Source organism: Paraglaciecola sp. IT1134 (assembly GCF_058068185.1).
The window spans coordinates 4,934,585-4,961,234 of record NZ_CM176486.1 but is presented as its reverse complement, the minus strand read 5'-3'; the positions used below and the strand labels follow the sequence as shown (position 1 = coordinate 4,961,234).

The following is a 26,650-nucleotide window of genomic DNA, read 5'->3' as shown; positions in this document are numbered from 1 at the left end:
ATAAGGTTTTTTTTGCTAAACATACATAGGGTTTTAATCAAACGCCCCCATAGTTTAAGCTTCCTAGTACTGAATAGAGTTCTCAAGGTTCACCTTGAATAGCCATAAATAATAGAACGCCTAAGTCTTTCAATGTTAGTCACAGTCAATTAATGCGAAACGTAATAGAGGATGCACAATGGAGTTTTCTACATTAGGTCACAGCGAAGTATCAGTATCTCGAGTGTGTTTGGGCAGCATGACCTGGGGGATTCAAAATACCCAACAGCAAGCGGATCAACAAATTGAGTATGCACTGGCACAGGGAATTAACTTTATCGATACAGCAGAGTTATATCCAGTGCCACCCTCATCCGATACTTATGGGGGTACCGAAAGCATTATCGGTGATTGGCTAGCCAGAAATCCGCACACCCGTGGTGACATCATACTGGCCAGTAAAATTGCCGGTTCGGGATTATCTTATATCCGTGACGGTGGCCGGATCACTGGGGATGCTGTGATCCAATCTGTGGATGCATCACTTAGGCGTTTGCAAACAGATTATATAGATTTATATCAGTTACATTGGCCCAATCGGAACTCTCCACATTTTGCTAAACATTGGCCTGGACGGGTAAAATTTTCCGATGTGGATAGTCAGGCAGAAACTAGCCAGATGCTGGAAATATTACAGGCCCTGGACGTTTGTGTTAAAGCCGGAAAAATCCGCTTTTGTGGCCTGTCAAATGATACGCCATGGGGAATTAATCAGTATTTGCGTCTGAGTGAAAAACACGCCTTGCCACGCATGGTCTCTATCCAGAATGAATTCAGCTTGCTGCATACTAAAGATTGGCCCTATCTAATTGAAAATTGTATTCATGAACAGTTGGCTTATTTACCCTGGTCACCTTTGGCTGGAGGGGCTCTTAGTGGTAAATACTTAAACGGCAAAATGCCAAAAGGCAGCCGCTGGAGCTTCGAACAGCGCAACGGAATATTCCGTGATACCAAGCAAAGTGCCCAAGCCATTAAGGCATATGTCGAGCTGGCAGCGGGCCATCACATGACACCTGCACAATTGGCCTTGGCCTGGTGTGATCAAGTCGACGGTGTAACCTCTACTATTATCGGCGCGACTACCATGAACCAATTAAAAGAAAATATTCAAGCTTTTAGCAGCCGTTTAAGTGACGAAGCGCTAAAGGATATAGTAAGTGTTATGCACGATTACCCTGTACCATTTTAAATTCGTCATCATCAATAAATGATAATATAGTCAATCTGGAGGGGGATATGCCAATGAATATGCCCATTCTGGGTTAGGGTATACATAAGGATTTTACTTCACTTTACGGGTCTGTAGATTGTTTTAGATAGGCACAAAACTGCGAGAAGGGTAGGGGGCGGCTAAACAGATAACCCTGGGCTAAATTGCACTGATTGAGCTGCAAAAAATCTTTTTGCAGCGTTGTTTCAACCCCTTCAGCAATAACGTTGAGCTTTAAACTACGGGCCATGGCAATGATCGCTAACACTATAGCTTGATCATTTTCATTACTGGCCAAGTCTCGCACAAAAGAACGGTCAATTTTTATATGGTCAATGGGTAATTTTTGTAAATAAGACAGCGAGCTATAACCGGTACCGAAATCATCAATTGATACACTCAGACCAAGCTTTCTGACCGCATTTAACAGATATTGAACCTTGTTATAATTATCAACCAGGACCCCTTCGGTTAATTCCAATTCAAGCTGATTGGGTAAAATATTGCTATTGCCTATAGTCGTTTGAATAAACTCATACAAATGTCTATCGCCAACCTGACGAGGGGATAAATTTACCGAGAGTTTAAAATTATAACCCTGGCCCCCAAGTACATTAAGCATCTCGCATGCCCGGGCTATGACCCACTTGCCGATTGGAATAATCAATCCGCTTTGCTCGGCAATAGGAATAAATTCATCCGGTCCTACCAGCACACCATCAGGTCTATTCCAGCGCAGCAACGCTTCGGCTTTAATGACATTTCCACTGGCAAGATCCAACATAGGTTGCAAATATAATTCGAATTCATTGTTCACTATGGCGCTACGCAACGCATTTTCTAATTCGATAACCCGCTCTGAGGCGTCTTTGAGTTTCTGAGAGTAAAATTGCACGCTACTGTTGGTGGCTTTTTTGGCATTAAATACCGCAAGATCGGCAAATTTCATTAGCCCTTCAGCATCATCTGCATCCCGGGGGAAACTTGCCGCACCTATATTTAGACCGATTTCACAACCCATACCATTGGCTAAATAGAAGGGTTGGGTGGCCGCACTGATAAGGGTTTTCCCTAAGGTAATACATTGCTGTTCGGTAAAGGTTTGCTGCTGAATAATAGCGAATTCACCCCCGCCAATACGGGCGAATATATCCGAATTATCAATATGCGGACGAATCCGTTCAACCAGTTCTTTAATTATGTCATCGCCGCGAGAGTGGCCGTGTATTTCGTTGATGCGTTTGAAATTTTTTATATCGAGGTACAATAAATAAAAGGGTACGGCGCTATCGACTGTTTGTTCCAGTTGTTGCCAAAAATGACGGCGATTATAAATATCGGTTAACGCGTCGAAATGGGTGAGTTTTTCATTGTTCTGCAACAGGTGTTTTATTTGCGAAATATCATTCACCATACATACCCAATGGGTAAGTTGCTGGGTCTCAGTTTTTACCGGACAAATTGCTAGTTTTAACCACTTGCCTTGCCCTTGCAGGGGCAACCAAAAAATCTCACCTCCCCAGCGGCTGCCAGTACTTATGACCCGCTCAAATTCCGGATATTGTTTTTTAAATAACTGCAAAATTATTTGGCAGGGTGCGATGCCTGACTGTGTATGTGATGTTTCGAATATTTTATACAATGCAGGGTTTTGGTTTAACGGTTTAAGATCAGGATCGAGGATCACCACGCCAACTTCGGTTTGCTCAACGACTTCGCTAATGGGTTGCTGGATACTTTGCAAAGAGTGGGATTGGTTGAGTAACTCATCCAGACGCTGGTGAATATATTCTTGCTGAGTAACGACTTTATCATTAGATAACAACAATTCTCGTGCCGCTTGCAGTGTCTTTTGTTGTTTGGAAAAGTCATGTTGTACGTTGCAAATGATCAGATATTGTTGGCTTTGATCGACAGCGGCGTAGGCGTTGAGTTTAAGGGGCATATCCTCGATGTTTTCATTCCAGATACCCGATTCTATTTTCCCCTGGCTGGCGTGTTGCCAGAACGGTTCAGCTTGCGCTAGGAATTCATCCAAAAAAGCGCAATTAAACTGGTAGGTAAACCTATTACCTTGGCACGTTTCCGGTAATAGCACACTTAACCAGTGGTGTTCGGCATAAAGTATGTCAAATTGTGTAGCCGAAACACGCCTAAATATACAACAATTTATAATGTCTAAGGTCTTAAACAGAGATAAATCCACCGTTATAACTCGCTGATAAGGTTGTCGACAATAGACTGAAACATAGCTTCCACATTGTTGCCGGTCTTAGCACTGGTGTGTAAGGTATGAGTAAATGGACTAGCCAGTTCAGCCAGCTCTTTTTCATTCCAGTGCCAAGAACAGGCTAAATCAGACTTATTAATGGCAAGTATGCTGGGAATAGGGGATATATCCTGAGCCAGTTTGAAAATTTCAAGGCCTTCTACTAAAGATTGGGAACGGGTGTGATCAACGACTATGATCAGCCCTGAGGCACCACGCATATATTTAGCCTGAAAACCACAGTAACGATCTATGCCTTCTATGTCCCAAATCATCAGTTGTACTTCCTCTTTGGCGAGTTTAACGATCTTCTTGTCGATTTTCACGCCTATTGAGGTCAGATATTTATCGGAAAAAATACCGTCTACATAGTGTTTTATCAGGCTGGTTTTACCTACTCCAGACGCACCTAATAAACATATTTTTTTATGGATCATAGACTTCCTGATATCAACGGCTGTTAAGCTGCTTTTACTGTTAGAACATTAAATAACACTTTGCGTGCCCCAATCCCCATAGAGGGTACATCAATGATACCTATGCCAATGGCATTGAGCCGCTCTGACGCAATACCTAACTGTTGTAATTGAAATTTCACTCGGTTGGCACGTTGCAAGCTCAGCGTCTCATTAAAAGCGTGGGATCCCTGAGCATCACTGGCGCCCATAATGATAAAACTTACCATTAACTGCTGTTCGCTGGCCAACTTAATCAACGCCTGGATTTGCATTGCCAATTGAGTCAATTGTAATTGGGCAGATGCACTGAGTTCACTGCTGGCGTTTACAAACCCTATTTGGGTACCGTTAATACGGGATATTTGCCAATCGATTAGACCTTGGACAACAATTGCATTGTCTGCATCTTGCACTTCGTTATCGACTAAATGTACGGAAGCGAGCAGGACGGAACGATTTTCCAAACCTGTGAGCCGGTCAATATCCAGCTGCAAATTGCGCATTTGCTGATTATCAAGCTGCCCGCTTATCTGCGGGGTAGCCTGCTGCCAAGTTAAACTGAGACTTGGGTATTTGGCAATTAGCCTACTTAAGCGGGTTTGGATCATTTTTGCTTCTAGAGATAAATAGGCCTTTTCAGTTATATGTACCCGGGCAACTGGGATAGCTTGCTGAGTAAGCCAACGTTGCACATTTATAGCGCTGGGGTCTCTTAAAATTTCAAGCTCGATGTCAGTCAAGCTTGAGCTATTGAGGTCAGTGATCATAATGCCGGGTTGATGTTTTAGCATAGATATGTGTTGCAACAGCTTGTTTAACTCCCATCGTTTATAGCCATAAAAAGTAAGGCCACCGAACAGAATAATCACTAAACACCATGCCATCCAAGGTGTTTTAGCCTGTTTGACCTGGGGATTTTTCAGTTCTGCTAACAGGCAATCATTTAGTTGTTGATCACAATGGATAAAGGCCGCGATATCACCAGTAAACTGTCTTAATTGCTTGATGTAGAGACTATGTATTTCTTCAAGGCTACGTTGCAATTGGTCAGCCACTTTTTGTGGCATGTTTCCTGTCACGGCAGCCACCAACAAAGCCTCTGGTCCTTTTTTTAGTACTAAGGTGAAATCATCGGTTTTTACTATGTCTAAATGTTGTTCACCCTTATCCGTTGCGGGTCTAAATGAGTCGGATACAAAGTCGTTAATGGCCGTCAGCATAGAAGAAATGAGTTCGGCGTCTGCACTGCCTTGTTGGCCATAAGCGACGGTATTTAATAACAGTCCGGTTTTGCCATGAATTAACATTACTTGTTCGACGCGAAAGCTAAACGTTTGACTGGCTACATAATGGGCATAGGGAATGCCTGCCCGTCGTGCTTTCATTCGCCAACTGAAGCCTTTGAAAGTTAGGCTATTTTCGATTAACTCGTTGGTTCGTTCTAAAAATTCACTTAGAAAGGCCGTTACAGATTTGCGCACTACGCTGCCAACTATGGGGTACAGGTAACCAACAAATTGATCTCTATGGGTGGTTATGGAAACCTCGACAGATTTTTCGACCAAGGGTGTGATAACGGTTTTTACCGAGCCATCTTGCTCTTGCCTGTCATGTAAGGCCTCCGAAAAAACCTCAGTAACTATTTGACGCGCGTCCTGGCGTAATATTTGTTTGAGGTGGCAGTTATGCTCACCGAATAATAACTCCCGCAGTTGCTTCATTTGCGATTCTGGTTCAGTGATGGGTGGCCCTTGAGTTGACATCCGTGTCGTTACTCATCATCGCCGGTTTCGAGGTTACTGGCGACGGTAGTCAGCAATTTGGCCAAGGTCTTGCGATCAGTTTTAGAGGCATTCAGTTCATTGGATACTTGGGTCACTTCCTTTAACGCCTGGCTGAGTTGCTCATTAAAGCTAGCAGACAGCTTTTTTACTTCTTGATCTAGGCGCTGATGCAGTTCGTCATTTTCCTGCTTGTGAACGCTATCAGCCATTTCTAGCTCAGAAGAGAGTTTGCTGTTGAGTGTATATAGTTCAGCGGTTTTAGCATCATTTGCCTGGTCAGTTGTGGCAAGTTTATCTTCAAGTTGTTGAAAACCTTGCTCTAGTGACGTTTTTATCTGCTTAATTTTCTCGGATGTCTGTTGCTGCATTTGTGTAAACTGAGTATGCATACTCTGTTCGAGTTGCTCTATACGGTTTTCAAGATCTTGTTGGGCATGACCAAAAACAATTTGCCTGAGTTGCTCTATTTCGTTAATGGGTTTGCTTTTTTCTTCGTCATCATGAGTGTGTTTCTTTTCCGACATCTGAATTTCCTTGCAGCAACAATAGGTTAACGACCACTTTCCGATAGATAACAATAAAGTGTTCCGCTGTATTTACAAACGTTTTTTTGTCAAAATTTAGTCGTGTTGCTGAATAAATAGACGTTTGCAGGGCCATTATTGCTGAAAATATAACGTCTAAACCGGGTATTAGTTAATATAGCTGAGCACACATCCCATAATAAAATTAATAAAGGAGCGGTTTTAAGGCTTTGGGTACGGCAAGAGTTGGTTGTGTTTGGGGTATCGGTTGGCGAATACCCAGGCTTACTTTCTACTATCATGGGGGCATTGTTGATGAATGCCTCCCAAAGCATATTAACCGTGTCCCTAGTGCGGGCCGGGATCATATGCAATATTATTTCCGAGCTTGTTTATGTGGTGTTTAATTTCCTGCTTATTTGGTGCTCTTACCGTTTTGCCTCAAAACGCTATTTTAGGTAATCCAGATATGAGTTATTTTGGTTGGGTATTAGCCATTGCTGTCCCGTACAAAAAAGACTTGGGTTTAGGCACACTTTTGGCCACAATGTTGCCTTGTAGTTTAATAATTATGCCTGTAGGACCGGGTGCCACCACTGATTATATGGGGTAATATAAATTTGGCGCCGAGTATTATGGACTGCAGGTTAACAAAATTAGCGTTTTTAAACTATTTCGTTGACGGTTGCGTACCCTTGGCAACCTCATCTAATTTTTATTCTAAGAGTTCATCCATGAAATACCGCAGTAATTCGTCTTTTACCCATAGCCAGGCCGATAAGGTTGGGGTGTTGATCACCAATTTAGGCACCCCTGACGCGCCTAAAAAAGAGGAATTGAAGCGTTATTTAAAGGAGTTTTTGTCCGATCCCAGAGTGGTTGAAGTACCCAAATTTATTTGGTGGATGGTATTAAATCTGGTGATCCTCAATATTAGGCCCAAACGATCCGCCCAGGCATACTCTAGCGTCTGGACAGAACGCGGCTCGCCTCTATTGTTCCATACTCAAGATCAGGGCGCTGCATTGCGCACTCAACTGCAGGCGCAATATGGTGCCGATGTAGTCGTGGAATTCGCTATGCGCTATGGCTCACCAGCCATCCACAGTGTTGTGCACAAAATGTTAGAACAAGGTGTGAGAAAGCTGCTGGTATTGCCGTTATATCCCCAGTACTGCGCCTCCACTAGCGCCTCCACTTTCGATGCTGTGGCGGCCTGTTTAGCCAAGGAACGCTGGATCCCCGAGCTGCGTTTTGTCACCCATTATCATGATTTCCCACCTTATATCGAGGCGTTGGCCCACAGCGTCGAAGAGCATTGGGCGGCAAAGGGGCGTACAGAAAAATTACTATTTACCTACCACGGCATTCCCAAACGTTATTTGCTAAACGGTGATCCCTATCACTGTGAATGTTATAAGACTTCGCGTCTGTTAGCCGAACGATTGGGATTGCATAAAGATGAGTATCTGGTGACTTTTCAATCTCGCTTCGGCCGTGAGGAGTGGCTGCAGCCTTATACCGATGAAACATTGAAGGCTTTAGCGGCCCAAGGGATAAAGTCGGTGCAAATGATTTGCCCGGGTTTTTCGGCTGATTGTCTGGAAACTATCGAAGAGATAGGCATAGAAAACCGTGAATACTTTATTGCGGCAGGCGGCGAACGCTATGAATATATAGCGGCCTTAAATGCTCGCCCCCAGCATATTGCTGCCTTGAGGGAGCTTATCGAGAATAACCTCGCAGGGTGGGAAGTACCTCAACGTAATCCTCAGCTAAGTGCTCAGTTAGCCGCTGAGCTTGGGAGTGATAAATAATGAAGCCAGCCACCGATTTAAAGGCCCCTACCGCCTTGCGCAAGGCGCAGAAGATGGCGAATATACTCGATACTGCCATAGGCATACCCTTTACTAAAATCCGCTTTGGATTAGACAGTATTTTAGGGTTAGTTCCAGGTGTGGGGGATCTCGTTGGGTTTGCCCTCTCGGCCCATATTATCCGCTTAGCAGGACAGATGGATGCGCCAAGATCGTTACGTATTGCTATGATCCGTAACACGATCTTTGATTTTCTGATTGGATTAATTCCATTTATCGGGGATATTAGTGACGTATTCTATAAAGCTAACCGCAAAAATATTCGTTTGTTAGAGTCTTGGTGGGTTAATACCCATCATAAACAACTTAAAATTCAGGCCGCTGAGCAACTCGAAAAATGGCAAAAAACCACAGAATCGGATTAGTACGCCTAATGGTAGCGCGTTTTTTGCATTATCATATTAGAAAACCGACTTTTGTCTAATGTCAATGGGAGCTCGAAGCCCTTAATATTCATTTTTTACATTCGTTTTTATTGGCTACTGACGGTGCAGCATAAGGGTTGAATCTCTGTGAAACAGATTTTATGAAGTGGCACTGGTGAGACACATATTGATGACAAAAATAGTTAAACTAATTGGGTTATTTTGCGGTTATATCGGCATTTTGGTTGAAGTATTTGCAGCTCAAACCTTATCGGTTGCAGTACTGACAACCAGCGAGCAGCAAAGTGAGGTGTATCGCCAAGTCTTCGCTGACTTTGAAAAACACTCTTCCGAATTTCGCGTTCAACTTGTTTTACACAACGACAAGGACTTTAAACGCTTATTACCGGATTGGTTAGAGTCAGGCGAGCACGACTTGCTCTACTGGCAAGGTGGGCAACGCCTGCAATCGCTTATTGATCAGGATGTCATTCAACCCATAGATACATTGTTACCCAAAGCAGAGCTGCAACGTGCGATCCAACCTGCAGTTTTTAACAGTGTGTCCAATGAAACGGGTACCTATGCTTTACCTCTTTCACAGTATGGTTGGGGCTTTTATTACAATAAGTCAGTATTTAAAGAGTTAAACGTCAGTCCACCGAAGACCTGGGAAGAGTTCATTGCCTTGTGCCATGAAATAAAAAACCAAGGTGCAAACCCGTTAGTACAAGCGGTTCAGGAAGGCTGGCCGGTGCTCGCTTGGTTGGATTATCTTTCACTGGATGCCGGGGGAACTGAGTTGCGCCAACAATTAATAACCGGCAATCCTGCAACAGGAAAATCGGCGTCGAGATTAATTGAACAATTTAGCCAGTTATTAGGGCATGAATGGTTTTTTGCGCCAGAGCGCCGTTGGAGCTGGCAACAAGCCGTGCAAGCTGTCGTGCGGCAACAGGCTGCAATGACTCTGATGGGGCAATTTGCTGAAGGCAGCATCGATCCAACACAATCAGACAATATAGGTTTTTTCCCCTTTCCCAAGGCGCGAAAAGATAATAATAGCGAAATTGCCCCCTTAGAAGTGTGGGTAGTTCCTCGCTCAGCCGAAAACAAAAATCAGCTCACCGATTTACTGCGATATCTATTGACGAAAAACGCGTCCATCGCGATGGATTTGGGCGTATTACCGGTCATTAATGAAGGGTTTATGCAAAATTCGCCCGGTGAGCGAATGAAAATATCCGCTAATACGCTAAAGCAATCGGACATGTTGGTGCAGTTTTTCGATCGCGACGCCAAGTCGGGTATTGCGCAAAATGCTGCCCGTAGTTTTGCCAAAAGTATCCATCAAGACAAGGGGGTATCGTTAACCCAATGGGTGATTAACGGAGCTGAAATTACTTACCAGGTGAATATAAATTCGGATTTGGATCGTCTTCCTCAATTGTATCTTTCCTCTGTCACCGGATTCAAAGAGACATTCTTCGCATCTAATTTAATGCAAGATATTTATCAACAGTTGGGGTATAAAATTTCCGTTACCCGTTTCGCAACACTAGAGGCTGCGCTTAATTCCTACCGTTTCGGTAGTGATGGGGAGTTGATGCGGGTAGACGCCTATACCCAATTAGCCCCAGTACTGGAACAAGTCCCAGAGTCGCTGGTTAATATGTCTATTTATTTAGTGTGTAAAGACATAGAGATGTGCTCCAGTAGTCTTGCAAAAGGTAGTGAAGTTTTAGTCGCCAATGAGCTATTGGTGGTAAAAAACTGGGCCCAGGAAAACCATGTAGTCATTAAACGATATGATTCGGTCGAGGCGCTGTTTAATGCTTTTAATCAAACTGAGAAGGGGTTATTAGTGCTCAGCGCCAGTGACGTTATTGATAACAGTGCCATGCTGTCCGATAGCACCTATCGCACAATTATATCGGTACCGGTTTATCACTATGTGCATAACAAACATAGTGAATTAGTTCCTTTGCTAAACAATGCTATAAAACAATATAAAACTACAGAGCGCTACCAAGAGCTTAAAAATCGCTATTGGTTACAGCACAATTAACTTAAGGTGTTTGTTGCCCAGTGCAGCAAGTGGCACAGGAGCCGTGAAATGAAAATATATGAAACAAAAACCGCACCCACGCCGCGTCGAGTGCGATTTTTTCTCGCTGAAAAGAACATACCTATGGATTATATTCAGGTTGATATCCAAGGCGGAGAGAACCTCAGTCCTTCCATGCGCGCTCGCAACCCAATGGCCAAGGTGCCGGTATTAGAATTAGATGACGGTATCTGCATCAGTGAGTCGGTGGCTATCTGCCGTTACTTCGAAGAATTACATCCAGAGCCACCCTTACTGGGCAGCACTGCTCTTGAAAAAGCGCAAATCGATATGTGGCAACGACAAGTGGAGTTCGGCTTGTTTATGCCAATCGGTATGTGTTTTCAACATACCACTGGTTATTTTAAGGATCGCATGACGCCTGTGCCCGAATACGGCAAGGCCGCCGGTGAAGACGCCAGCAAGTTTCTTGCAATACTGAATAACAGATTAAGCGAACAGGAGTTTATTGCCGGTGAGCGCTTCAGTGTCGCCGATATTACGGCGGTGTGTGCCATTGATTTTGGCCGCGTTGTTAAGGTTCGTATATCGCCACAACATACTCACCTGCAGCGTTGGTATGATTCGATAAGTGCCCGCGCTGCCGCCAAGGCGTGAAAGAAAATAACATGTTTGATTTATATACGTCTTCTACCCCCAATGGTTGGAAAGCCTCAGTTGCTTTAGAGGAAATGCAGTTGCCCTATGAGGTGCACAGCATCAATTTGATGGACCAGGAGCAGAAAACGCCCGAGTTTTTAGCCCGTAACCCGAATGGACGTATTCCGGTACTGGTGGATAGAGATGAAGATAACTTGGTGATATTCGAGTCCGGGGCCATCCTGCTCTATCTTGCTGAAAAGACAGGTCAGTTCTTGCCTGCTGATGTCAAAGGACGCTCCCGAGTGATCCAGTGGTTAATGTTTCAAATGGGCGGATTAGGCCCCATGATGGGACAAGCTAATGTGTTTTATCGCTATTTCCCGGAAAAAATCCAGCCCGCTATAGATCGTTATCATAATGAGGTTAAACGTCTACTTAGTGTATTAGATCAGCAGTTAGCCAACCATGAATATTTAGCCGGTGACTACAGCATTGCCGATATGGCTAATTGGTGCTGGGCACGCACCCATGAATGGTCCGGAGTTAATACCGATGACTTACCCCATCTTCAACGCTGGAAAAGTGCTATAGATGCCAGACCGATGGCGCGTAAGGGGGCAGAGATCCCGGCCAAAATAGACAGGGATAAACTGGTCGCTGGGGCACTGAAAATAGTTACTCGCTGAGCATGGAGAGGGTGAAGTACAGCTTTGGAAGCGCAGGGGCTGCTAGAAACCTAATCTTGTTATGCTTTAGCCCGGTTTAGTCTGTGTGCCGGTTCGCTCTAGCCGCGCTTTTTTCTGCTGATACATGTCCACATCGGCAGCATTACACAGTAGTTGCCTTGTGGTGCCATTTTGCGGGTAGATAGCAAACCCTATGCTCGCAGTAACAGCGACACTATGAACGCCTATTTTCATTGGTTTTTCGGTCAAAGCCTTGAGTTTGGTGATGACCAGCTCGACATCATCTTTGCCATGGATATTGGTTAATACTAAGGTGAACTCGTCGCCTCCCATGCGCCCGGCCGTATCTGAGTCTCGCGCGCAGACATTCAGGCGTCGACTAAATTCCACCAGCACCCCATCGCCCACCTCATGGCCAAGAGTGTCATTGATTGTTTTGAAATTATCTAAATCAATATAGAGTAGCGCTAATTTTTGATGTTCACGATGAGCTTGTTTGAGAGCGAATTCCAAGCGTACATTGAACAGAGTGCGATTAGCCAGATTAGTCAGGGCATCATGGCTGGCCAAGTGTTTTAGATTCGCTTCAGTTTGTTTACGGGTGATAGCATTAGCAATTTGCATCGATACAAAATGCAACAGTTGTTCGCTTTGGGCCGTGTAATTGCCCCGTCCCGTAGGTTGTTGCAACACCAGTGCGCCTATCACTTTATCTGCAGAGATTAACGGTACCCCTAACCAGTTCATTACGGCTGATTTGTTAGCTGGCATTTGGCTGTTAGTCATTCCGTTTTGGGTGGCGTGTATGAGCAAAGGCTGCCCGGTTAAAATAACCTGGGCCAAGGGTTCATCTGGGTTTAATCCTCGGTCGGTATAGGTGTGCTCATTTTGGTCAACATAGTAGGGAAAGGTCAATTTGTTGGTTGCAGATTGATATAACACCACGCAGAAATTATCCGCCGGCAGCAAGGTCGTAATAATGAGGTGGATATGTTGATAAAGCGCGGCCAGATTAGCAGCGTTATGGGCTGCCTCCGAGATAGCGTAAAGTGCCTTTTGTTGTCGCTCGGCTCGTTTTGCCTGTGATATATCCCGGGCCACGGCCAGACGCAAGCCTTCTTTAGCCGACCATGAGGCTGACCACATAATGTCCACCAGATGACCATCTTTGTGCACATATCGATTCTCGAAGTGGGGTACAGGCTTACCAGCCATAACTTTTCGTGCCGTGCTGAGCGTGATGTCGCGATCGGCGGGGTAAACCAGATCCAGCATTGGGGTCCCAAGCAATTCTTTGGCGGTATAACCAAAAATCCGTTCACTGGCCGCATTCACAAAGACAAAATGACCTTGTCTGTCGACCACACAAACAGCGTCAAGCAGTAAATCTAAAAATTGGGGCAGTAATAACTGAATATCTTTGAGCATGTAAAGCATTAGGCCGTAAGTAATGAAGCCATTTGCCCGATTCTAGCATCAAAAGGCGGCTATTTATCAGTGAAATATGCTAAAAAAGCCAGACAAGGCGGCTATATTGAGGTAAGCCTATCTTTTAATTACTCCGAGCATGATTTTCTGCTTGCACGCAGAATTTCGTTGGGTAGCAGTTGAAAGCTTGATTTTGAGGTTTTTTGAATACCGGTCGATCGTCGGTTGGCCGTTCAGCTAAAAGTCAAAAAGACTCGTTACGGAATAACCCTTTGTCTCCAGCTTAACGGAGGTGCTATTAACGCTCATAAAAAAAGCGCCCTAAGGCGCTTTTTCAGTTTGCTACAACTCGCGTAGTTATTGCTTACCCGATTGCTTGTTCATATATCTGAAAAAGTCGCTATCAGGTTCAATCACCAATACATCCTGTTTGCTGGAGAAACTGGTTTTATAGGCATCCATGCTGCGTAAAAAGTTATAAAACTCGGGATCCTTGGTATAGGTTTGGGCGTATATTTCCGCAGCCTTGGCATCACCTTCACCGCGCAATTTACGTGCATTACGTTCGGCGTCAGCTAGCATGACGGTTACTTTTGCGTCCATTTCTGCTTTGATGAACTCCGCTTTCTCTTTACCTTCAGAACGGTGCTCACGAGCAACGGCATCTCGTTCGGTGCGCATTCTCTGGAAGATATAGTTACGCACTTCGATGGGCAAGTTAATTTGCTTAACCCTAACATCGACGATCTCTATTCCCAATTGATCTGAGCTATCTGCGGCTTGAGCCATGGCTTCATCCATCAGCTCAGAACGCTCACCAGAGACAATTTCTGAAATGGTACGAGTACCAAATTCAGAACGCAGCCCGTTGTTGACTTTCTGTTGCAGTAATATCTCGGCGCTGTCTTTATAACCACCTGTAGCCAGGTAATATTTGGCAAAGTCTCTAATGCGCCACTTGACGTACAAATCAACGATTAAATCTTTTTTCTCCGAGGTCACAAATCTGTCCGCAACTTCGTCCAGAGTCTGGATCCGCGCATCAAGTTTTACCACCCGGTCGATAAAGGGCAATTTAAAGTGTAAACCAGGCTCAAATACTACTGTTTGTGTGGTTTCGCTATCACGCTGCACTTTGCCAAATTGAATGACTATGGCCCGGTCGCCTTCTTTTACCACAAACAACGAACTAAATACCAAAGCCCCAAGCGCGATAATGATTACTAATATAAAATTTTTCATCGCTTAGTTTCTCCCTGTGCGAAAACGGTCATCGCGCAGGCCATTATCAACGGCACTACCTGAGGTAGTCACCGGATCCTGATTGCGCAGACCCTCTAAGGTTCGTCTGTTATTAGCGGGCGCCACGGTATTGTTTTGACGTTCTAAAATTTTGTCCAAAGGTAGGTACAACATATTGCCGCTGCCTTTGGTGTCTACCATGATTTTACTGGTATTGGCATAAACTGACTCCAAAGTTTCAATATACAAACGGCTTCTGGTTACTTCAGGTGCAGCTTGATATTGGGGTAGCAGTTCTTCGAAGCGGGCAATTTCACCTTGTGCCTGCAAAATAGACTGCTCTTTATAAGCTTGGGCTTCTTCTGCCATTCGGTTGACCTGTCCCCTAGCACGAGGTTCTATTTCCCGGGAATAGGCTTCGGCCTCATTAATAAAACGTTGCTCATCTTCCTGGGCGGCAATGGCATCATCAAATGCAGCTTTGACTTCCTCCGGAGGACGGGCATCTTTAAAGTTCATATCCACTATAGATATGCCCATATCGTAGGGTTCAATAATATTTTGCAACTCATCCCGTACATTCTGTCTAGCCACTTCACGACCGCTGGTTAAAATCGCGTCCATTTTTGAATGGCCAACGACATAACGAATGGAGCTGTCCAGCGCCTGACTCAAACTTTCTTCAGGACTGGTTACCGAAAAGCTGTATTTATAGGGTTCCAAAATACGGTACTGAACTTCCATCTCTACCCGTACCACATTTTCATCTTCTGTCAGCATGGAGCCGGAAGAGGGCATGGAGCGCACAGTTTGTACATCAATCGGTAATACAGTGTCCACAAAGGTCGGTTTCCAGCGTAAACCGGGATCGACAAAATGACTGAACTCGCCGAAGCGCAATACGACTCCACGTTCTGCTTCACGTATGGTATAAAAGCCACTGATAAACCAGATAACCACTAATAAACCGACCACCAAACTCAGGCCAATACTAAAGCCTTTGCCATCTGATGAACCACCTTTACCACCACCAAATTTGCCAAACTTGTTTAAAATATTCTTAAACATTTCGTCCAAATCTGGTGGACCTTGATCGCGTCCACCACGATTTTTCCAAGGATCATTATTATTACCACCGGGCTCATTCCAAGCCATCTTTACTCTCCAAATAGTTAATCAATCAAAACAGTTTTAAAAAATTCAAGGTGAAATATTTATTATTATAAATCGTTTATTACGAAAGTATTGAGATCTGAGCCAGTGCGCTTGTTAAGACGATGCCAATCCACAGTAGGCATATGTACCTGCACTAGCCAACTTCCGTCTTCTGCATACGACTCCTCAGATATACAGTTCATGTTTAGTAACACCCCCCTGAGTTTACCCTCTTGAGGCGGAATACGTAACTTCAGGAGCATCATGTCCTGAGCCAGGCATTCACTCAATGCACTAAACAATAATTCGGTCCCTAAGCCTTGCTGCGCCGACATCCACACCCGAGTCGGTAGGCCATTTTCGTCCCTATCAATACGCGGCTCAACACCTTGCATGCGATCGATCTTGTTACAAATCATTAATTGCGGAATTTCGTTTGAATCAATTTCGTCCAAAACCGCATTGACCTGATCAATATTTTCACGGAATTGCTCATCAGAATAATCCACAACATGTAATAGCAGGTCCGCTTGTTGGGTTTCTTGCAAAGTGGCTTTAAATGCCGCTACCAGATCATGGGGCAGGTGACGAATAAAACCAACCGTATCAGCCAAAATAGCTGGCCCCACATCGTGTAACTCTATGCGCCTAAGGGTCGGATCCAGGGTGGCAAACAGTTGATCCGCAGTATAAACCGTTGCGTCTGTGAGGGTATTAAACAGGGTCGATTTACCCGCATTGGTATAACCGACCAAGGCTAGAGTTGGAATTTCAGCCCGTACCCTTGCCCGCCGACTTTGCTCCCGCTGTTTTTGTACCTTGCTCAGGCGAGCTTGAATGCTTTTAATTCTGGCGCGTAACAAACGTCTGTCGGTTTCAAGTTGGGTTTCGCCTGGGCCACGTAACCCAATGCCGCCTTTTTGCCGTTCAAGGTGAGTCCAGCCGCGGATTAGGCGGGTAGAAATATGTTTGAGTTGGGCGAGTTCAACTTGCAGTTTGCCTTCGTGGGTGCGGGCGCGTTGGGCAAAAATATCCAAAATTAATCCGGTACGATCCAGTACCCGGCATTTACAAAGTTGTTCTAAATTACGCTCTTGAGAGGGAGACAAACTATGATTAAAAATAACCACGTCAGCATCAGTCGCTCTAACCGTGTTGGCGATTTCTTCAGCCTTGCCACTGCCGACAAAATAACGCGTATGCGGGACTTTACGTGATCCGGTAACTACATCAGCCGCCTTGACACCTGCGGAGCTAACCAATAACTGCAGCTCAAGTAAATCTTCTTTACTGGTGTCATCAGAAAAATCTATATGGACTAATACAGCCTGCTCGCCTGCTTCATAACGGTCAAACAAGCCGTTCTCCTGTGACCACTAGCAGTTAACCTTCGTCAGAATCTGCTTGCGGATTGGTTGCTGACATGGGGATGGCGCGTGACGGAACAACTGTGGATATCGCGTGCTTGTATACCATCTGGCTTACTGTATTTTTTAGCAAAATCACAAATTGATCAAACGACTCAACCTGACCCTGCAGTTTAATCCCGTTGACAAGATAAATTGAAACAGGAATACGCTCTTTGCGAAGCGCATTTAAGAATGGGTCTTGTAAAGACTGACCTTTTGCCATCATTTATCCTTTCTTCTTATTATTAATTACACCCTTTCGCTAAGTATACAGAAATAATAAAGGCTGTATAGCTAACGGCTCACAGGGGAATTTTGCTTAGTTTAATAACATTAGTCAAATTGTCTTTTGAAAACGTGTCTAACGAGTGTAAATTTTCCCAACTGCGCAGCCAGGTTAATTGACGCTTTGCCAACTGTCGTGTGGCTGCAAGGCCCTTTTCTTTCATTTCCTGGTAACTTATTTCACCATGTAAATATTGCCACATTTGTCGATAACCCACACAGCGTATGGAAGGCAGGTCAGTATGTAAATCCGAACGCTGCTTCAATTGCGCTACTTCTTGTTCGAAGCCGTCCCTGAGCATGGTGTCAAAACGCTCGGCAATACGGGCATGTAATACATTACGATCCTGGGGGGCAATGGCAAACTGACTGAACTGATATGGGGCCGGTGGCTGCTTATTCAAACTTAATTCGGTCATAGATTTTTTAGTTAAATGATATATTTCCAAAGCGCGTATTAAACGTTGGGGATCATTGGGGTGAATACGGGCAGCGGAGACAGGATCTATTTCACTCAACTGCCTGTGTAATGCGTTCCAACCAAGATCCTGGGCCTGGCGTTCAATCATGCCTCGAATACTTTGATCTGCTTCTGGCAAACTGGACAAACCATCCGTCAGGGCTTTGTAATAGAGCATGGTTCCCCCCACCAACAAGGGAATGCGGCCCTTATTAGTGATGTCTTGCATTTCCCTTAAGGCATCACGCCTGAATTCGGCTACGGAATAACTCTGGATGGGGTCAAGTATATCGATCAGCCGATGGGGAGCTTGTGCTAGATCTTGAGCACTGGGTTTAGCGGTGCCAATATCCATGCCTCGGTATATCAGCGCCGAATCAACACTGATGATGTCGCAGGGCAGGGCCTGGCAAAGCTCAATAGCCAAGGACGTTTTGCCTGACGCGGTCGGCCCCATAAGTAAAATGGCCGGAGGCAACCTGTCTTGGCTAGAATTGTCAGACATAATCGCTTATCCATTTGTGCAAGGGCAATTCTTTACCTAATTTTTTGACTAACTGGGCCAACACAATACTTTCATCGCTTGCCAGCTCCGCCCAAAGTGCACGGGCTTGGGAGGCCGAAAAATCCAGTGATTGGGTGGCGATACACTCAAAAAGATGGGCCCGCACGACTTGGTTTGTACTGGACGGTTCGCTGAGCAAGTCTGGCAAAATGGTTGCCCAGGGCAATTGGCGCATACCCGCGGGTACTTTACGTAATATCACTCGCTTGGCGCTCCAGCCGATTTCCACACTGTTGTCGAGCAATGGCTTATATAACGCCTGTGCTCGTTGCAACATGGTCTGTGAGGCATCTATGGATATCGGCATCAATAAGGGCTGGCTAACGGGCACTTGGTTGGCGAATAGTCGATGCAGCTTTTCACAATGTAAATCCCTGCTCATCAGGACATAAAACTTGTCTTCTAGTCCAACCAGGATCCGCTCGGGATCCAAGGTGAGACATTGGGCAGTGGATGCGAGAGCAAAGGTGGCAGTATCGGGGTTGGGGGTAACCAGTTGCTGATAACCTTGTACGGCTTTGGCGGCAGGGGGTTGACTGCCTCTCAAATCTCCGGGTATAGGCCTGTGGTTGCTCTGACCGTAAGCATTATCTGCTACACCTGGGGCGCGGTGCCTGGTCTGTGGTACGTCTTGCAGTGGCTGAATATAACTATGTTGGGGGGTGACGTGCGCAAGTTCTACAGTGGCGGACTGAGTCTCATGGGATTCGAAATACTGGTTGATCCCATCAACTACAGCCCTGAGGATAAAATCGTGTACTAGTCGGGCCTGGTGAAACCTGACTTCATGTTTGGCAGGGTGCACATTGACGTCTACTTGCTGGGGCTGGATATGTAAATACAATACGTAATTGGGCTGGCTATCGGCACTGACGACACCTTCCAATGCCTGACGAATAGCGTGATTGATCAACTTGTCACGCATCATGCGCCCATTGACATAAAAATATTGGCAGTCAGCTTGGGAACTAGCGCTATCAGGGGGTGTCAACCAGCCTTGCAGTTTTAAATCTTGGTAGCTACTGTTTAAGGTTATGGCATGTTCAGCAAAGGTTTTATTGCAAATTGCTGCCAATCTTTTGCTGTGTCCATCTTGATTATCCGTTGCCGGGTACTTGCGCAGCAATTTGCCATTGTGTTTAAGACTAAAACTCACGTCGAAACGGCTCAGGGCTATGCGCCGGATAACTTCATCAATATGGGCAAACTCGGTTTTTTCTGCACGCAGGAATTTGCGCCTGGCCGGTGTATTAAAAAATAAATCCAGCACTTCCACACTGCTGCCTTTGGGATGCGCCACCGGATTAAGCTGCACTTCCATGTCCCGGCCTTGGGCATGGGCTTGCCACGCTTGCTGCTGGTCTGCAGGTTTGGACGTCAAGGTTAGTCGTGCCACGGAGCTGATACTGGCCAGTGCTTCACCACGAAAACCTAAACTACTGATCTGTTCCAGATCATCCAGGCTAGCGATTTTACTGGTGGCATGGCGGCTTAAGGCCAAGGCGAGCTGTTGCTGCTTTATTCCACAGCCGTTATCGCGAATATAGATACGTTTATGGCCACCCTTATCGATTTCGATCTCGATATGGCTGGCTCCGGCGTCCAGACTGTTTTCCACCAGCTCTTTAACTACTGAAGCTGGTCGCTCAACTACCTCACCGGCGGCAATCTGATTGGCTAGCTGCGGGGGTAAAATGCGTATGGTGGTAATAGAAGCGGGCAAGAAGTCGAACCTTTGCGGCAGGTGTGAATGAATAGTTATATTGTATTACGGACTAGGTGCGAGGAATAGTCAGTACTTGACCTATTCGCACAATATCTGAATTGAGATTGTTGGCGGCCTTTAAAGAGCTGATCCGCACATTGTAGCGCTGAGCAAGTATGGATAAGGACTCTCCGCTGCGGACCCTGTGGGTGCGATTAAATTGCTTTTGTTTAGCCCATAAGGAGCCATCCGGGGGGGCTATTTTGAAATGCTGCTTGAGCGCCACAAAAATGGATTGAGCCAATTTCTGGCGATAATCCGCCCAATTAAGATTTTTCTCTTCTTTAGGATTGGAGATAAAGCCAGTTTCAACCAGGATGGAAGGGATATCCGGGGCAGTCAGAACCGCTAAACTAGCCGCTTGGGGAATAGTTTTATGCATTTTGGTGACGCCCTTTAGCTGACTTATCACCCTTTTGCTTAAATCATAGCTGGTGGTAAGGGAATGATCCATGGACATATCAAGCAAGGCCTGGGTCAGGTAACGTTCATTGGCCGTATCTTCTATCACTTGTGCCGCACCGCCGAGGAGCTCGGAATGACGTTCAGATTTTTCCATCCAGCGTCCTAATTCAGAATTTGCTCGGCGCATGGACAATACCCATACCGAAGCACCGCTGGGCTGGGGCGTGATAAACGCGTCAGCGTGTACTGAGAGCAATAAATCCGCTTTATGTTTGCGTGCAATTTCTGGGCGTTTGTTGGGGGAAATATAATAGTCACCGGAACGGGTCATGATGGCTTGCATACCCGGCTCAGCATCGATCAGTTTAGCTATGCGCTGGGTGATATTCAAAGTAATGTTCTTTTCAAAGCTCCCCCCTCGACCAATTGAGCCGGGATCTTCACCGCCGTGCCCCGCATCGAGGACTATGATGATATCCCGCTCGGATTTTGCACTGGAACGGTGTTTGATTACCACTGGCTCTAGTTGACTAGCCGTTTTGTCTTCCAGATCAATAACCAAGCGATTGTGATAAGGCTCGGTTGGGGGCAAGGAAAAAAGTGAACTGGCAAGGCTTTTATTGAGCTCTATTACCACCCGCACAGAGTCTTTGTCTTTGGGGGTGCTGTAGCGTAATTTTTTTATCAACGGGCTTTTGCCGGCGATCCTAGCAAAATTGAAGTTTTCCCGGGTATTGGCTAAATCGATAACCAAGCGCTCAGGTTTGGTCAGGCTAAAATAACTGAATTGTGGTGCATCGGCTAAATCAAAAACAATACGTGTGCTACCAGGTGACGGCCAAACTCGCACGCCGTCTATGGCATTTTCCGCGTTTGTTACACCAGCGAGCCCGCTTAATAGCAGGCCTAACAACCACACTGATACCCATTGCCTATTACATTTCATTGTTATTTTTACTTATTTATTAATTCTTATGTGAAGTTGCTTACAAGTTGTTGCCCATATCCGCTTATGGCCTGCATGTTTAGTGAGCGGCTATTATCAACAAATTCAATACTAATGTGTAAATCAGCAGATGCCAAGAGGTCGGCGCCTTTATCAGGCCATTCAATCAAACACAGGCAATCATCATCGAAATAATCGCGGATCCCCATAAATTCTAACTCTTCAGGATCCGCCAAGCGGTACAAATCGAAATGAAATACTCGCCAGCCCCCAACCTCGTATGGTTCAACCAAGGTGTAGGTTGGACTTTTTACCTTGCCTTGATGTCCTAAACCCTGAATGAAGCCACGGCTAAAGGTGGTTTTACCGGCTCCCAAATCGCCTTCCAGATAAATAACGGTGGCCTGGCTGCATATTTTGGCCAAGCGGCCAGCCAGATCTACTGTGGCTTGTTCATCGGCTAAAAAAAATGTTTTTTTCATGCTGAGTTAATTAATACTCGTAAGGGGTCAAACAAATCTGTGGCAAGCATACCACGTTGTCCATACTGGCTGGCAACCTTGTCAGCGGCCGCAGCATGTAAACATACGCCGTACAAGGCCGCTTGAGTGGCGCTCATGCCCTGGCACAACAGCGCGGCGATGATACCGGTTAATACATCGCCCATACCACCGGTGGCCATTCCTGGATTGCCGTCCTGGCAAATCCAGCTTTGTTGTCCATCGCTTATCATGCTGCCAGCCCCTTTTAACACACATACTGCCTGATATTTTTTGGCGATTTCTTGTACCGACCCCAGCCGGTTTTCTTCGATGTCTGTTGTATTACAGCCAAGCAAGCGGCCGGCCTCAGCCGGGTGCGGCGTGAGTACCGTGCGTTTACTGTCCAATAACTGGTGCAGTCCGACCTCATCTGCGGCCAATAGGTTCAGTCCGTCAGCATCAATTACTAAAGGTTTGCTTTGCTGTTTTAAATGTTTGAATAACTGTGCAAACAGGTTTGTTCCCCAATGGTTTTGTCCCAAGCCAGGCCCAAGGGCAAAACCACTGGCCCAGATTAATTGCTGCTCAAAATTGTCGCTGCTGAGCATCAATTCCGGACGGCCCATGGCTATGGCCAATCGGTTATCAGTATGGCAATAAGCTCGCACCAGGCCGGCTCCGCTACGCAGCGCCGCTTCACTGGTCATACGAATGGAGCCAGGCATCCCTTGATTAGCTCCTATGCACAGTAGACGACCAAATTGGCCCTTATGGGCATTGTCGGCTCGCTTCGCTAATTTGGGTAAGAGGGCAAAACTGATTAAATGAGCAGCGGGCTGGACTAAGGTGGCAAACGTTTGTCCTATGCCTAAATCGTTATAGATGAGTTTACCGCTGTAATGCTTTCCTTGACCACTGGTTAACCCGATTTTTTTACCCACAAAGGTCACAGTGCAATCCGCTTGCACACATTGGCCGAGTGGGTAACCCAGGTCCGCATGTAAACCCGAGGGAATATCGATACTCAGCACGGGTATCTGGGCGTGGTTTATCGCGTCAATCGCCTGGGTAAAATTTGCCCTCACCTCGCCGGATAGGCCTGTACCCAGCAGGGCGTCTACTATTACATCGAATTCGGACAACTCAATATCCTGCCAGGGCAGGATGTCGCCCTGGGCCCCCAGCCAGTTTTGCCGGGCCTGCAGGGCATCTCCTGTCAGTTGTTTATCTGGGTCTATGGCGCCTAAAGTAACCTGCCAGCCAAATGCCTTGGCTAAACTTGCCACTATATAACCGTCGCCAGCATTATTCCCTGAACCAACCAAAACCGCTATCCGTCGGGCATAGGGCCAATTTTGTTTGAGAAAATCAAATACTGAATGTCCGGCGCGTTCCATCAGGGTAAACATAGGGCAACCCATTGTTTGGGCTGCTGCTCGTTCATTGTGGCGCACTTGTTCTGCCCAAAAAACTTTGTGTGATAAACTAGACGGTGCCCAATTGTCCATTAAGGTAGTTAATGTCGTCTGCACAATATGATCTCCATGTTCTGAATCAGTTAGCTGAAAATATCAAGGCTTGGGGTAAAGCGCTAGGCTTTCAGCAAGTAGGGATCGCAGATGTGGATTTAGCCGCGCACGAGAAACCCCTGCAGACCTGGTTGCATAAAGGTTACCAAGGGGACATGGATTATATGGCCCAGCACGGTATGAAACGTGCTCGTCCGTCAGAGCTGCTGCCAGGCACTCTGCGGGTGATAAGCGTGCGTATGGATTACCTTCCCCCCCACGCAAAGTTTGCTCACACCTTAAAAAATAAACATAAGGCCTATATCAGTCGTTACGCCCTGGGGCGGGACTATCACAAACTATTACGCAGTCGACTAAAAAAACTCGGTGAAAAAATTCAATCAGAATGTGAGGCGCTGAATTTTCGACCCTTTGTGGACTCCGCCCCAGTGCTAGAACATGCCATTGCCCAGAAAGCCGGGATAGGCTGGACGGGCAAACACTCCCTTACCCTGAATAAACAGGCGGGCTCCTGGTTTTTCCTGGGGGAACTGTTTGTGGATATTCCCTTGCCTGTGGATAAACCCGCCGAGCAAAGCTGCGGCAGTTGCACCGCTTGTATCACTATTTGCCCCACCCAGGCCATAGTAGAGCCTTATGTGGTAGATGCCCGGCGTTGTATTTCATACCTGACCATAGAATTAAAAGGGGCCATCCCTGAACAATACCGCAAGCTGATCGGTAACAGGGTGTATGGCTGTGATGATTGCCAGCTGATTTGCCCCTGGAACCGTTATGCCCAGTTAACTGATGAAGACGATTTTAATCCTCGTCAGGCATTGCAAGACAAAGATTTGCTTGAATTGTTGAGTTGGGATGAAAATATGTTTTTGCGCCTCACCGAGGGATCGCCCATTCGGCGTATCGGTCACCAGCGTTGGCAGCGTAATTTGGCCGTAGGCCTGGGAAATGCCCCCTACAGCCCCGAAATTGTGACGGCACTTGAAACCTTGCTCAGCACGTCCAGTGAGCTGGTGCAAGAGCATGCCAGATGGGCGTTGGGCCAACAGCAGGTTAAGAAGATAAGTGCTGCCGCCGGCCCCGATCGGCTCAAGCAGCGTCTAATTAGAAGTATAGAAAAGGGTTTGCCCCGGGACGCCTGATGGCCGCCTTTTTAGTTAGATAAAGTTTTTGACTATGCGCGGCACCGATCTATGTTGAAACGGCAGTTCGATACCGGTTTCTATGTTATCTGCTGGATAGCCATACAAACCGAATCGGTTGGCTCGACAATGGCTAAGAATAATCACGTAATTGGGGCATAACGACAGATCATCTTTGAAAGGGTCGATGATGGGTACTCGGTAGCGGCCAAATTTTAGAATGGCCATCTGGTAACCCTTACGCCGGATCATCTGATCAAAAATCGGTTGGGACAGGCTGGCATAAATCGCAAATTTGGGAACTTGAATGCGCACCCCGCGCCAGCTGAATTCTACCACCTGCAAACGCTCAACCAGGGACGATATCGATTCCGGTAGTTTCAAAGTACCCATGTTCACCTCGTGATCCTAATATCCAACAAGCATAAAATCGACAGCTGCATTACACCTAGATTAGTCGAATTTCCCCGTGTTATCAGCATATATCACATATGACCAAGAGTTGATCATTATCCACTAAGCTTGCCGTTTCGACGTTTTAGCCCTAAAAGTTGAGATAGTAGGCTTGGCATAACGCCTTGTAAGCTGGGCTATAGTTTTGCTCATGGGTATAAATAGCCAGGTGTTCGGTTTGAGGCTTGTTAGCCTGGCGACGAAATGCCATTAAGTAACGGATATCTTCACCTTCGGGTCTGGCTTTAACAATCAGTAGCCGGGTGCAAAATAAACCATGGGTTTGGGCATATGCCATTAGCGTTAAGGCGTTTTGCACTGGCAGCACACAGCAGAATTGCCCTTTTGGGGAAAGTAGTTCTGCCACGCCGGCTATGAGTTGCTGATGGGACAAGCTTAAAGTCTGGCGAGCGATTAGGCGCGTTTGAAAAGATTTATCCAGCGGCTCCTTTGGGCTATTAAAATAGGGGGGGTTGGCAACAATAAGATCAAACTGACACCCGGGTTGCCAAGTTTGCAGCGCACAGTGAATAAAGTGCAGTCGGTTTGTCCAGGGACACTTTTGCGCATTTTCTTGGGCTTGCCGGATAGCTCCCACGTCTACGTCCAGACCTGAAATAGTACAATCTGACCGCGTTTTCTGGGCCAGCATGATCGCCAATAAGCCGCTGCCTGTACCGATATCCAGAACAGTACGTGCCTGGGATGGGTTAACCCAACTGCCAAGCATAATGCTGTCGGTGCCCACCTTCATGGCGCAGCCTTGGTGCGTAATAAAAAACTGTTTAAATTGAAAACCGCTGTTTGCCATAGTCTTAGAATACTTGTAGTTTGATCATTTGGGCCGCTACATATCTGGCATCCACAGGTTGGTATTTCGCCAAACGGCCGAACATTATAGGGCCCAGCAATTTTGCCATTGCGGCTGTTATTTTTTCACCCCAGCGTGGCTCCTCTCGAGCCCCAAGTAATAATGACGGTCGTACCGCGCTGGGATGGTTTAGGCCTGAGATAGCAAAAATAGCATTTTCTAGCTCCCCCTTAACCCGCAAATAAAAATGGCTGCTTTTGGCGTTGGCACCCACTGACGATATCCACACAAAACTATGGGCCTTTTGAGCTCGGGCTAACTGGGCGGCAATATGCACATATTCAAAATCCACTTTGCGAAAAGCCTCTAGGGATTTGGCCCGTTTAATAGTAGTGCCCAGGCAGACATAGACATGGGCAACACCAAAATAACCCTGGTAGGCCTGCAAGTTTTCAAAGTCGATCACTATAGGTTCCAGTTTGCCCTGAGGATCGATGAAATCCCTTTGTTGCAGCGGCCTGCGTAGTAGGCAGATGATACGGTTGTAACGGGGATCGTTAAGCAGCATTGTCACTAATGCTTTACCAACCAGGCCGGTTGCACCCAAAACCAAGGCGTGTTTTATTGTTTTCATATTTTGCCTATTTG

The 26,650-nt window shown here is 46.1% G+C and carries 25 protein-coding genes and 1 pseudogene; 9 read left to right on the top strand and 17 right to left on the bottom strand.

Annotation, left to right across the window (positions count from 1 at the left end; translation table 11 throughout):
- Nucleotides 1-178: 178 nt before the first annotated feature.
- The gene (locus AC3RV5_RS21615; RefSeq protein ID WP_489729629.1) at nucleotides 179-1,231 is read left to right on the top strand and encodes an aldo/keto reductase; all 1,053 of its coding nucleotides are present in this window, start codon (nucleotides 179-181) and stop codon (nucleotides 1,229-1,231) included.
- 103 nt (nucleotides 1,232-1,334) lie between these two features.
- On the opposite strand, the gene AC3RV5_RS21610 is transcribed toward AC3RV5_RS21615, so the two are convergent.
- Genes AC3RV5_RS21610 through AC3RV5_RS21595 form a run of 4 tightly spaced genes read right to left on the bottom strand, consistent with a single transcriptional unit; the run spans nucleotide 1,335 to nucleotide 6,287 of the window.
- Nucleotides 1,335-3,458 carry a sensor domain-containing protein gene (locus AC3RV5_RS21610; RefSeq protein ID WP_489729628.1) on the bottom strand — a complete coding sequence of 708 codons (2,124 nt, stop codon included), beginning with the start codon at nucleotides 3,456-3,458 and terminating at the stop codon, nucleotides 1,335-1,337.
- A gap of 2 nt (nucleotides 3,459-3,460) precedes the next feature.
- Nucleotides 3,461-3,958: a Rab family GTPase gene (locus AC3RV5_RS21605; protein ID WP_489729627.1), complete on the bottom strand. Its 498-nt coding sequence runs from the start codon at nucleotides 3,956-3,958 to the stop codon at nucleotides 3,461-3,463.
- A 23-nt stretch (nucleotides 3,959-3,981) separates the two neighbouring features.
- Entirely contained in the window at nucleotides 3,982-5,742 is a 1,761-nt protein-coding gene (locus AC3RV5_RS21600; RefSeq protein WP_489729626.1) for an OmpA family protein, read from the bottom strand.
- 8 nt (nucleotides 5,743-5,750) lie between these two features.
- A complete protein-coding gene (locus AC3RV5_RS21595; RefSeq protein WP_489729625.1) occupies nucleotides 5,751-6,287 on the bottom strand; it encodes a hypothetical protein in 537 nt (178 codons plus the stop codon).
- A 300-nt stretch (nucleotides 6,288-6,587) separates the two neighbouring features.
- Between AC3RV5_RS21595 and AC3RV5_RS21590 the strand changes: the two genes are divergently transcribed.
- The 7 genes and pseudogenes from AC3RV5_RS21590 to AC3RV5_RS21560 all read left to right on the top strand — a co-directional run bounded on the left by AC3RV5_RS21590 (nucleotide 6,588) and on the right by AC3RV5_RS21560 (nucleotide 11,925).
- Nucleotides 6,588-6,749, top strand: a complete 162-nt coding sequence (locus tag AC3RV5_RS21590) for a hypothetical protein (protein WP_489732231.1) — start codon at nucleotides 6,588-6,590, stop codon at nucleotides 6,747-6,749.
- Nucleotide 6,750: 1 nt separating this feature from the next.
- Nucleotides 6,751-6,900: pseudogene (locus AC3RV5_RS21585) on the top strand (AbgT family transporter); the annotation flags it as partial.
- Nucleotides 6,901-7,021: 121 nt separating this feature from the next.
- Complete coding sequence (gene hemH, locus AC3RV5_RS21580) at nucleotides 7,022-8,104, top strand: ferrochelatase (protein WP_489729624.1); 1,083 nt, start codon at nucleotides 7,022-7,024, stop codon at nucleotides 8,102-8,104.
- The gene (locus AC3RV5_RS21575) at nucleotides 8,104-8,529 is read left to right on the top strand and encodes a DUF4112 domain-containing protein (RefSeq protein WP_489729623.1); all 426 of its coding nucleotides are present in this window, start codon (nucleotides 8,104-8,106) and stop codon (nucleotides 8,527-8,529) included. Before hemH ends, AC3RV5_RS21575 begins: the two co-directional genes overlap by 1 nt.
- 190 nt (nucleotides 8,530-8,719) lie before the next feature.
- On the top strand, nucleotides 8,720-10,597 hold the full coding sequence (locus AC3RV5_RS21570) for an ABC transporter substrate-binding protein (protein WP_489729622.1): 1,878 nt from the start codon (nucleotides 8,720-8,722) through the stop codon (nucleotides 10,595-10,597).
- A gap of 48 nt (nucleotides 10,598-10,645) precedes the next feature.
- On the top strand, nucleotides 10,646-11,254 hold the full coding sequence (locus AC3RV5_RS21565; protein WP_489729621.1) for a glutathione S-transferase family protein: 609 nt from the start codon (nucleotides 10,646-10,648) through the stop codon (nucleotides 11,252-11,254).
- Between the two features lie 11 nt (nucleotides 11,255-11,265).
- A complete protein-coding gene (locus AC3RV5_RS21560; protein ID WP_489729620.1) occupies nucleotides 11,266-11,925 on the top strand; it encodes a glutathione S-transferase family protein in 660 nt (219 codons plus the stop codon).
- Nucleotides 11,926-11,991: 66 nt separating this feature from the next.
- On the opposite strand, the gene AC3RV5_RS21555 is transcribed toward AC3RV5_RS21560, so the two are convergent.
- The 10 genes from AC3RV5_RS21555 to AC3RV5_RS21510 all read right to left on the bottom strand — a co-directional run bounded on the left by AC3RV5_RS21555 (nucleotide 11,992) and on the right by AC3RV5_RS21510 (nucleotide 23,599).
- Complete coding sequence (locus AC3RV5_RS21555; protein WP_489729619.1) at nucleotides 11,992-13,353, bottom strand: diguanylate cyclase domain-containing protein; 1,362 nt, start codon at nucleotides 13,351-13,353, stop codon at nucleotides 11,992-11,994.
- 357 nt (nucleotides 13,354-13,710) lie between these two features.
- The gene (hflC, locus tag AC3RV5_RS21550; RefSeq protein ID WP_489729618.1) at nucleotides 13,711-14,595 is read right to left on the bottom strand and encodes a protease modulator HflC; all 885 of its coding nucleotides are present in this window, start codon (nucleotides 14,593-14,595) and stop codon (nucleotides 13,711-13,713) included.
- Between the two features lie 3 nt (nucleotides 14,596-14,598).
- Complete coding sequence (hflK, locus tag AC3RV5_RS21545; protein WP_489729617.1) at nucleotides 14,599-15,750, bottom strand: FtsH protease activity modulator HflK; 1,152 nt, start codon at nucleotides 15,748-15,750, stop codon at nucleotides 14,599-14,601.
- A gap of 65 nt (nucleotides 15,751-15,815) precedes the next feature.
- The gene (gene hflX, locus AC3RV5_RS21540; RefSeq protein WP_489729616.1) at nucleotides 15,816-17,108 is read right to left on the bottom strand and encodes a ribosome rescue GTPase HflX; all 1,293 of its coding nucleotides are present in this window, start codon (nucleotides 17,106-17,108) and stop codon (nucleotides 15,816-15,818) included.
- Nucleotides 17,109-17,133: 25 nt separating this feature from the next.
- A complete protein-coding gene (gene hfq / locus AC3RV5_RS21535; RefSeq protein ID WP_489732230.1) occupies nucleotides 17,134-17,382 on the bottom strand; it encodes an RNA chaperone Hfq in 249 nt (82 codons plus the stop codon).
- 79 nt (nucleotides 17,383-17,461) lie between these two features.
- Complete coding sequence (gene miaA, locus AC3RV5_RS21530) at nucleotides 17,462-18,409, bottom strand: tRNA (adenosine(37)-N6)-dimethylallyltransferase MiaA (protein WP_489729615.1); 948 nt, start codon at nucleotides 18,407-18,409, stop codon at nucleotides 17,462-17,464.
- Nucleotides 18,402-20,192, bottom strand: coding sequence for a DNA mismatch repair endonuclease MutL (gene mutL, locus AC3RV5_RS21525; protein WP_489729614.1), 1,791 nt, complete (start codon nucleotides 20,190-20,192; stop codon nucleotides 18,402-18,404). The genes miaA and mutL overlap by 8 nt, the downstream gene beginning before the upstream one ends.
- A gap of 52 nt (nucleotides 20,193-20,244) precedes the next feature.
- Nucleotides 20,245-21,585, bottom strand: coding sequence for an N-acetylmuramoyl-L-alanine amidase (locus AC3RV5_RS21520; RefSeq protein ID WP_489729613.1), 1,341 nt, complete (start codon nucleotides 21,583-21,585; stop codon nucleotides 20,245-20,247).
- Nucleotides 21,586-21,611: 26 nt separating this feature from the next.
- Nucleotides 21,612-22,067 (bottom strand): tRNA (adenosine(37)-N6)-threonylcarbamoyltransferase complex ATPase subunit type 1 TsaE, encoded by a 456-nt coding sequence (gene tsaE, locus AC3RV5_RS21515; protein ID WP_489729612.1) that lies wholly within the window; start codon nucleotides 22,065-22,067, stop codon nucleotides 21,612-21,614.
- Nucleotides 22,064-23,599, bottom strand: coding sequence for an NAD(P)H-hydrate dehydratase (locus tag AC3RV5_RS21510; RefSeq protein WP_489729611.1), 1,536 nt, complete (start codon nucleotides 23,597-23,599; stop codon nucleotides 22,064-22,066). The genes tsaE and AC3RV5_RS21510 overlap by 4 nt, the downstream gene beginning before the upstream one ends.
- On the opposite strand from AC3RV5_RS21510, the gene queG reads away from it, so the two are divergent.
- Complete coding sequence (gene queG, locus AC3RV5_RS21505; RefSeq protein ID WP_489729610.1) at nucleotides 23,587-24,738, top strand: tRNA epoxyqueuosine(34) reductase QueG; 1,152 nt, start codon at nucleotides 23,587-23,589, stop codon at nucleotides 24,736-24,738. The genes AC3RV5_RS21510 and queG overlap by 13 nt on opposite strands.
- 15 nt (nucleotides 24,739-24,753) lie before the next feature.
- Here the strand turns inward: queG and AC3RV5_RS21500 are convergent, their stop codons facing one another.
- The 3 genes from AC3RV5_RS21500 to AC3RV5_RS21490 form a co-directional block, all read right to left on the bottom strand.
- Entirely contained in the window at nucleotides 24,754-25,131 is a 378-nt protein-coding gene (locus AC3RV5_RS21500) for a hypothetical protein (RefSeq protein WP_489729609.1), read from the bottom strand.
- Nucleotides 25,132-25,282: 151 nt separating this feature from the next.
- Nucleotides 25,283-26,002, bottom strand: a complete 720-nt coding sequence (locus AC3RV5_RS21495) for a tRNA1(Val) (adenine(37)-N6)-methyltransferase (RefSeq protein ID WP_489729608.1) — start codon at nucleotides 26,000-26,002, stop codon at nucleotides 25,283-25,285.
- A gap of 4 nt (nucleotides 26,003-26,006) precedes the next feature.
- Nucleotides 26,007-26,636 carry an NAD(P)H-binding protein gene (locus AC3RV5_RS21490; protein WP_489729607.1) on the bottom strand — a complete coding sequence of 210 codons (630 nt, stop codon included), beginning with the start codon at nucleotides 26,634-26,636 and terminating at the stop codon, nucleotides 26,007-26,009.
- Between the last annotated feature and the right edge of the window lie 14 nt (nucleotides 26,637-26,650).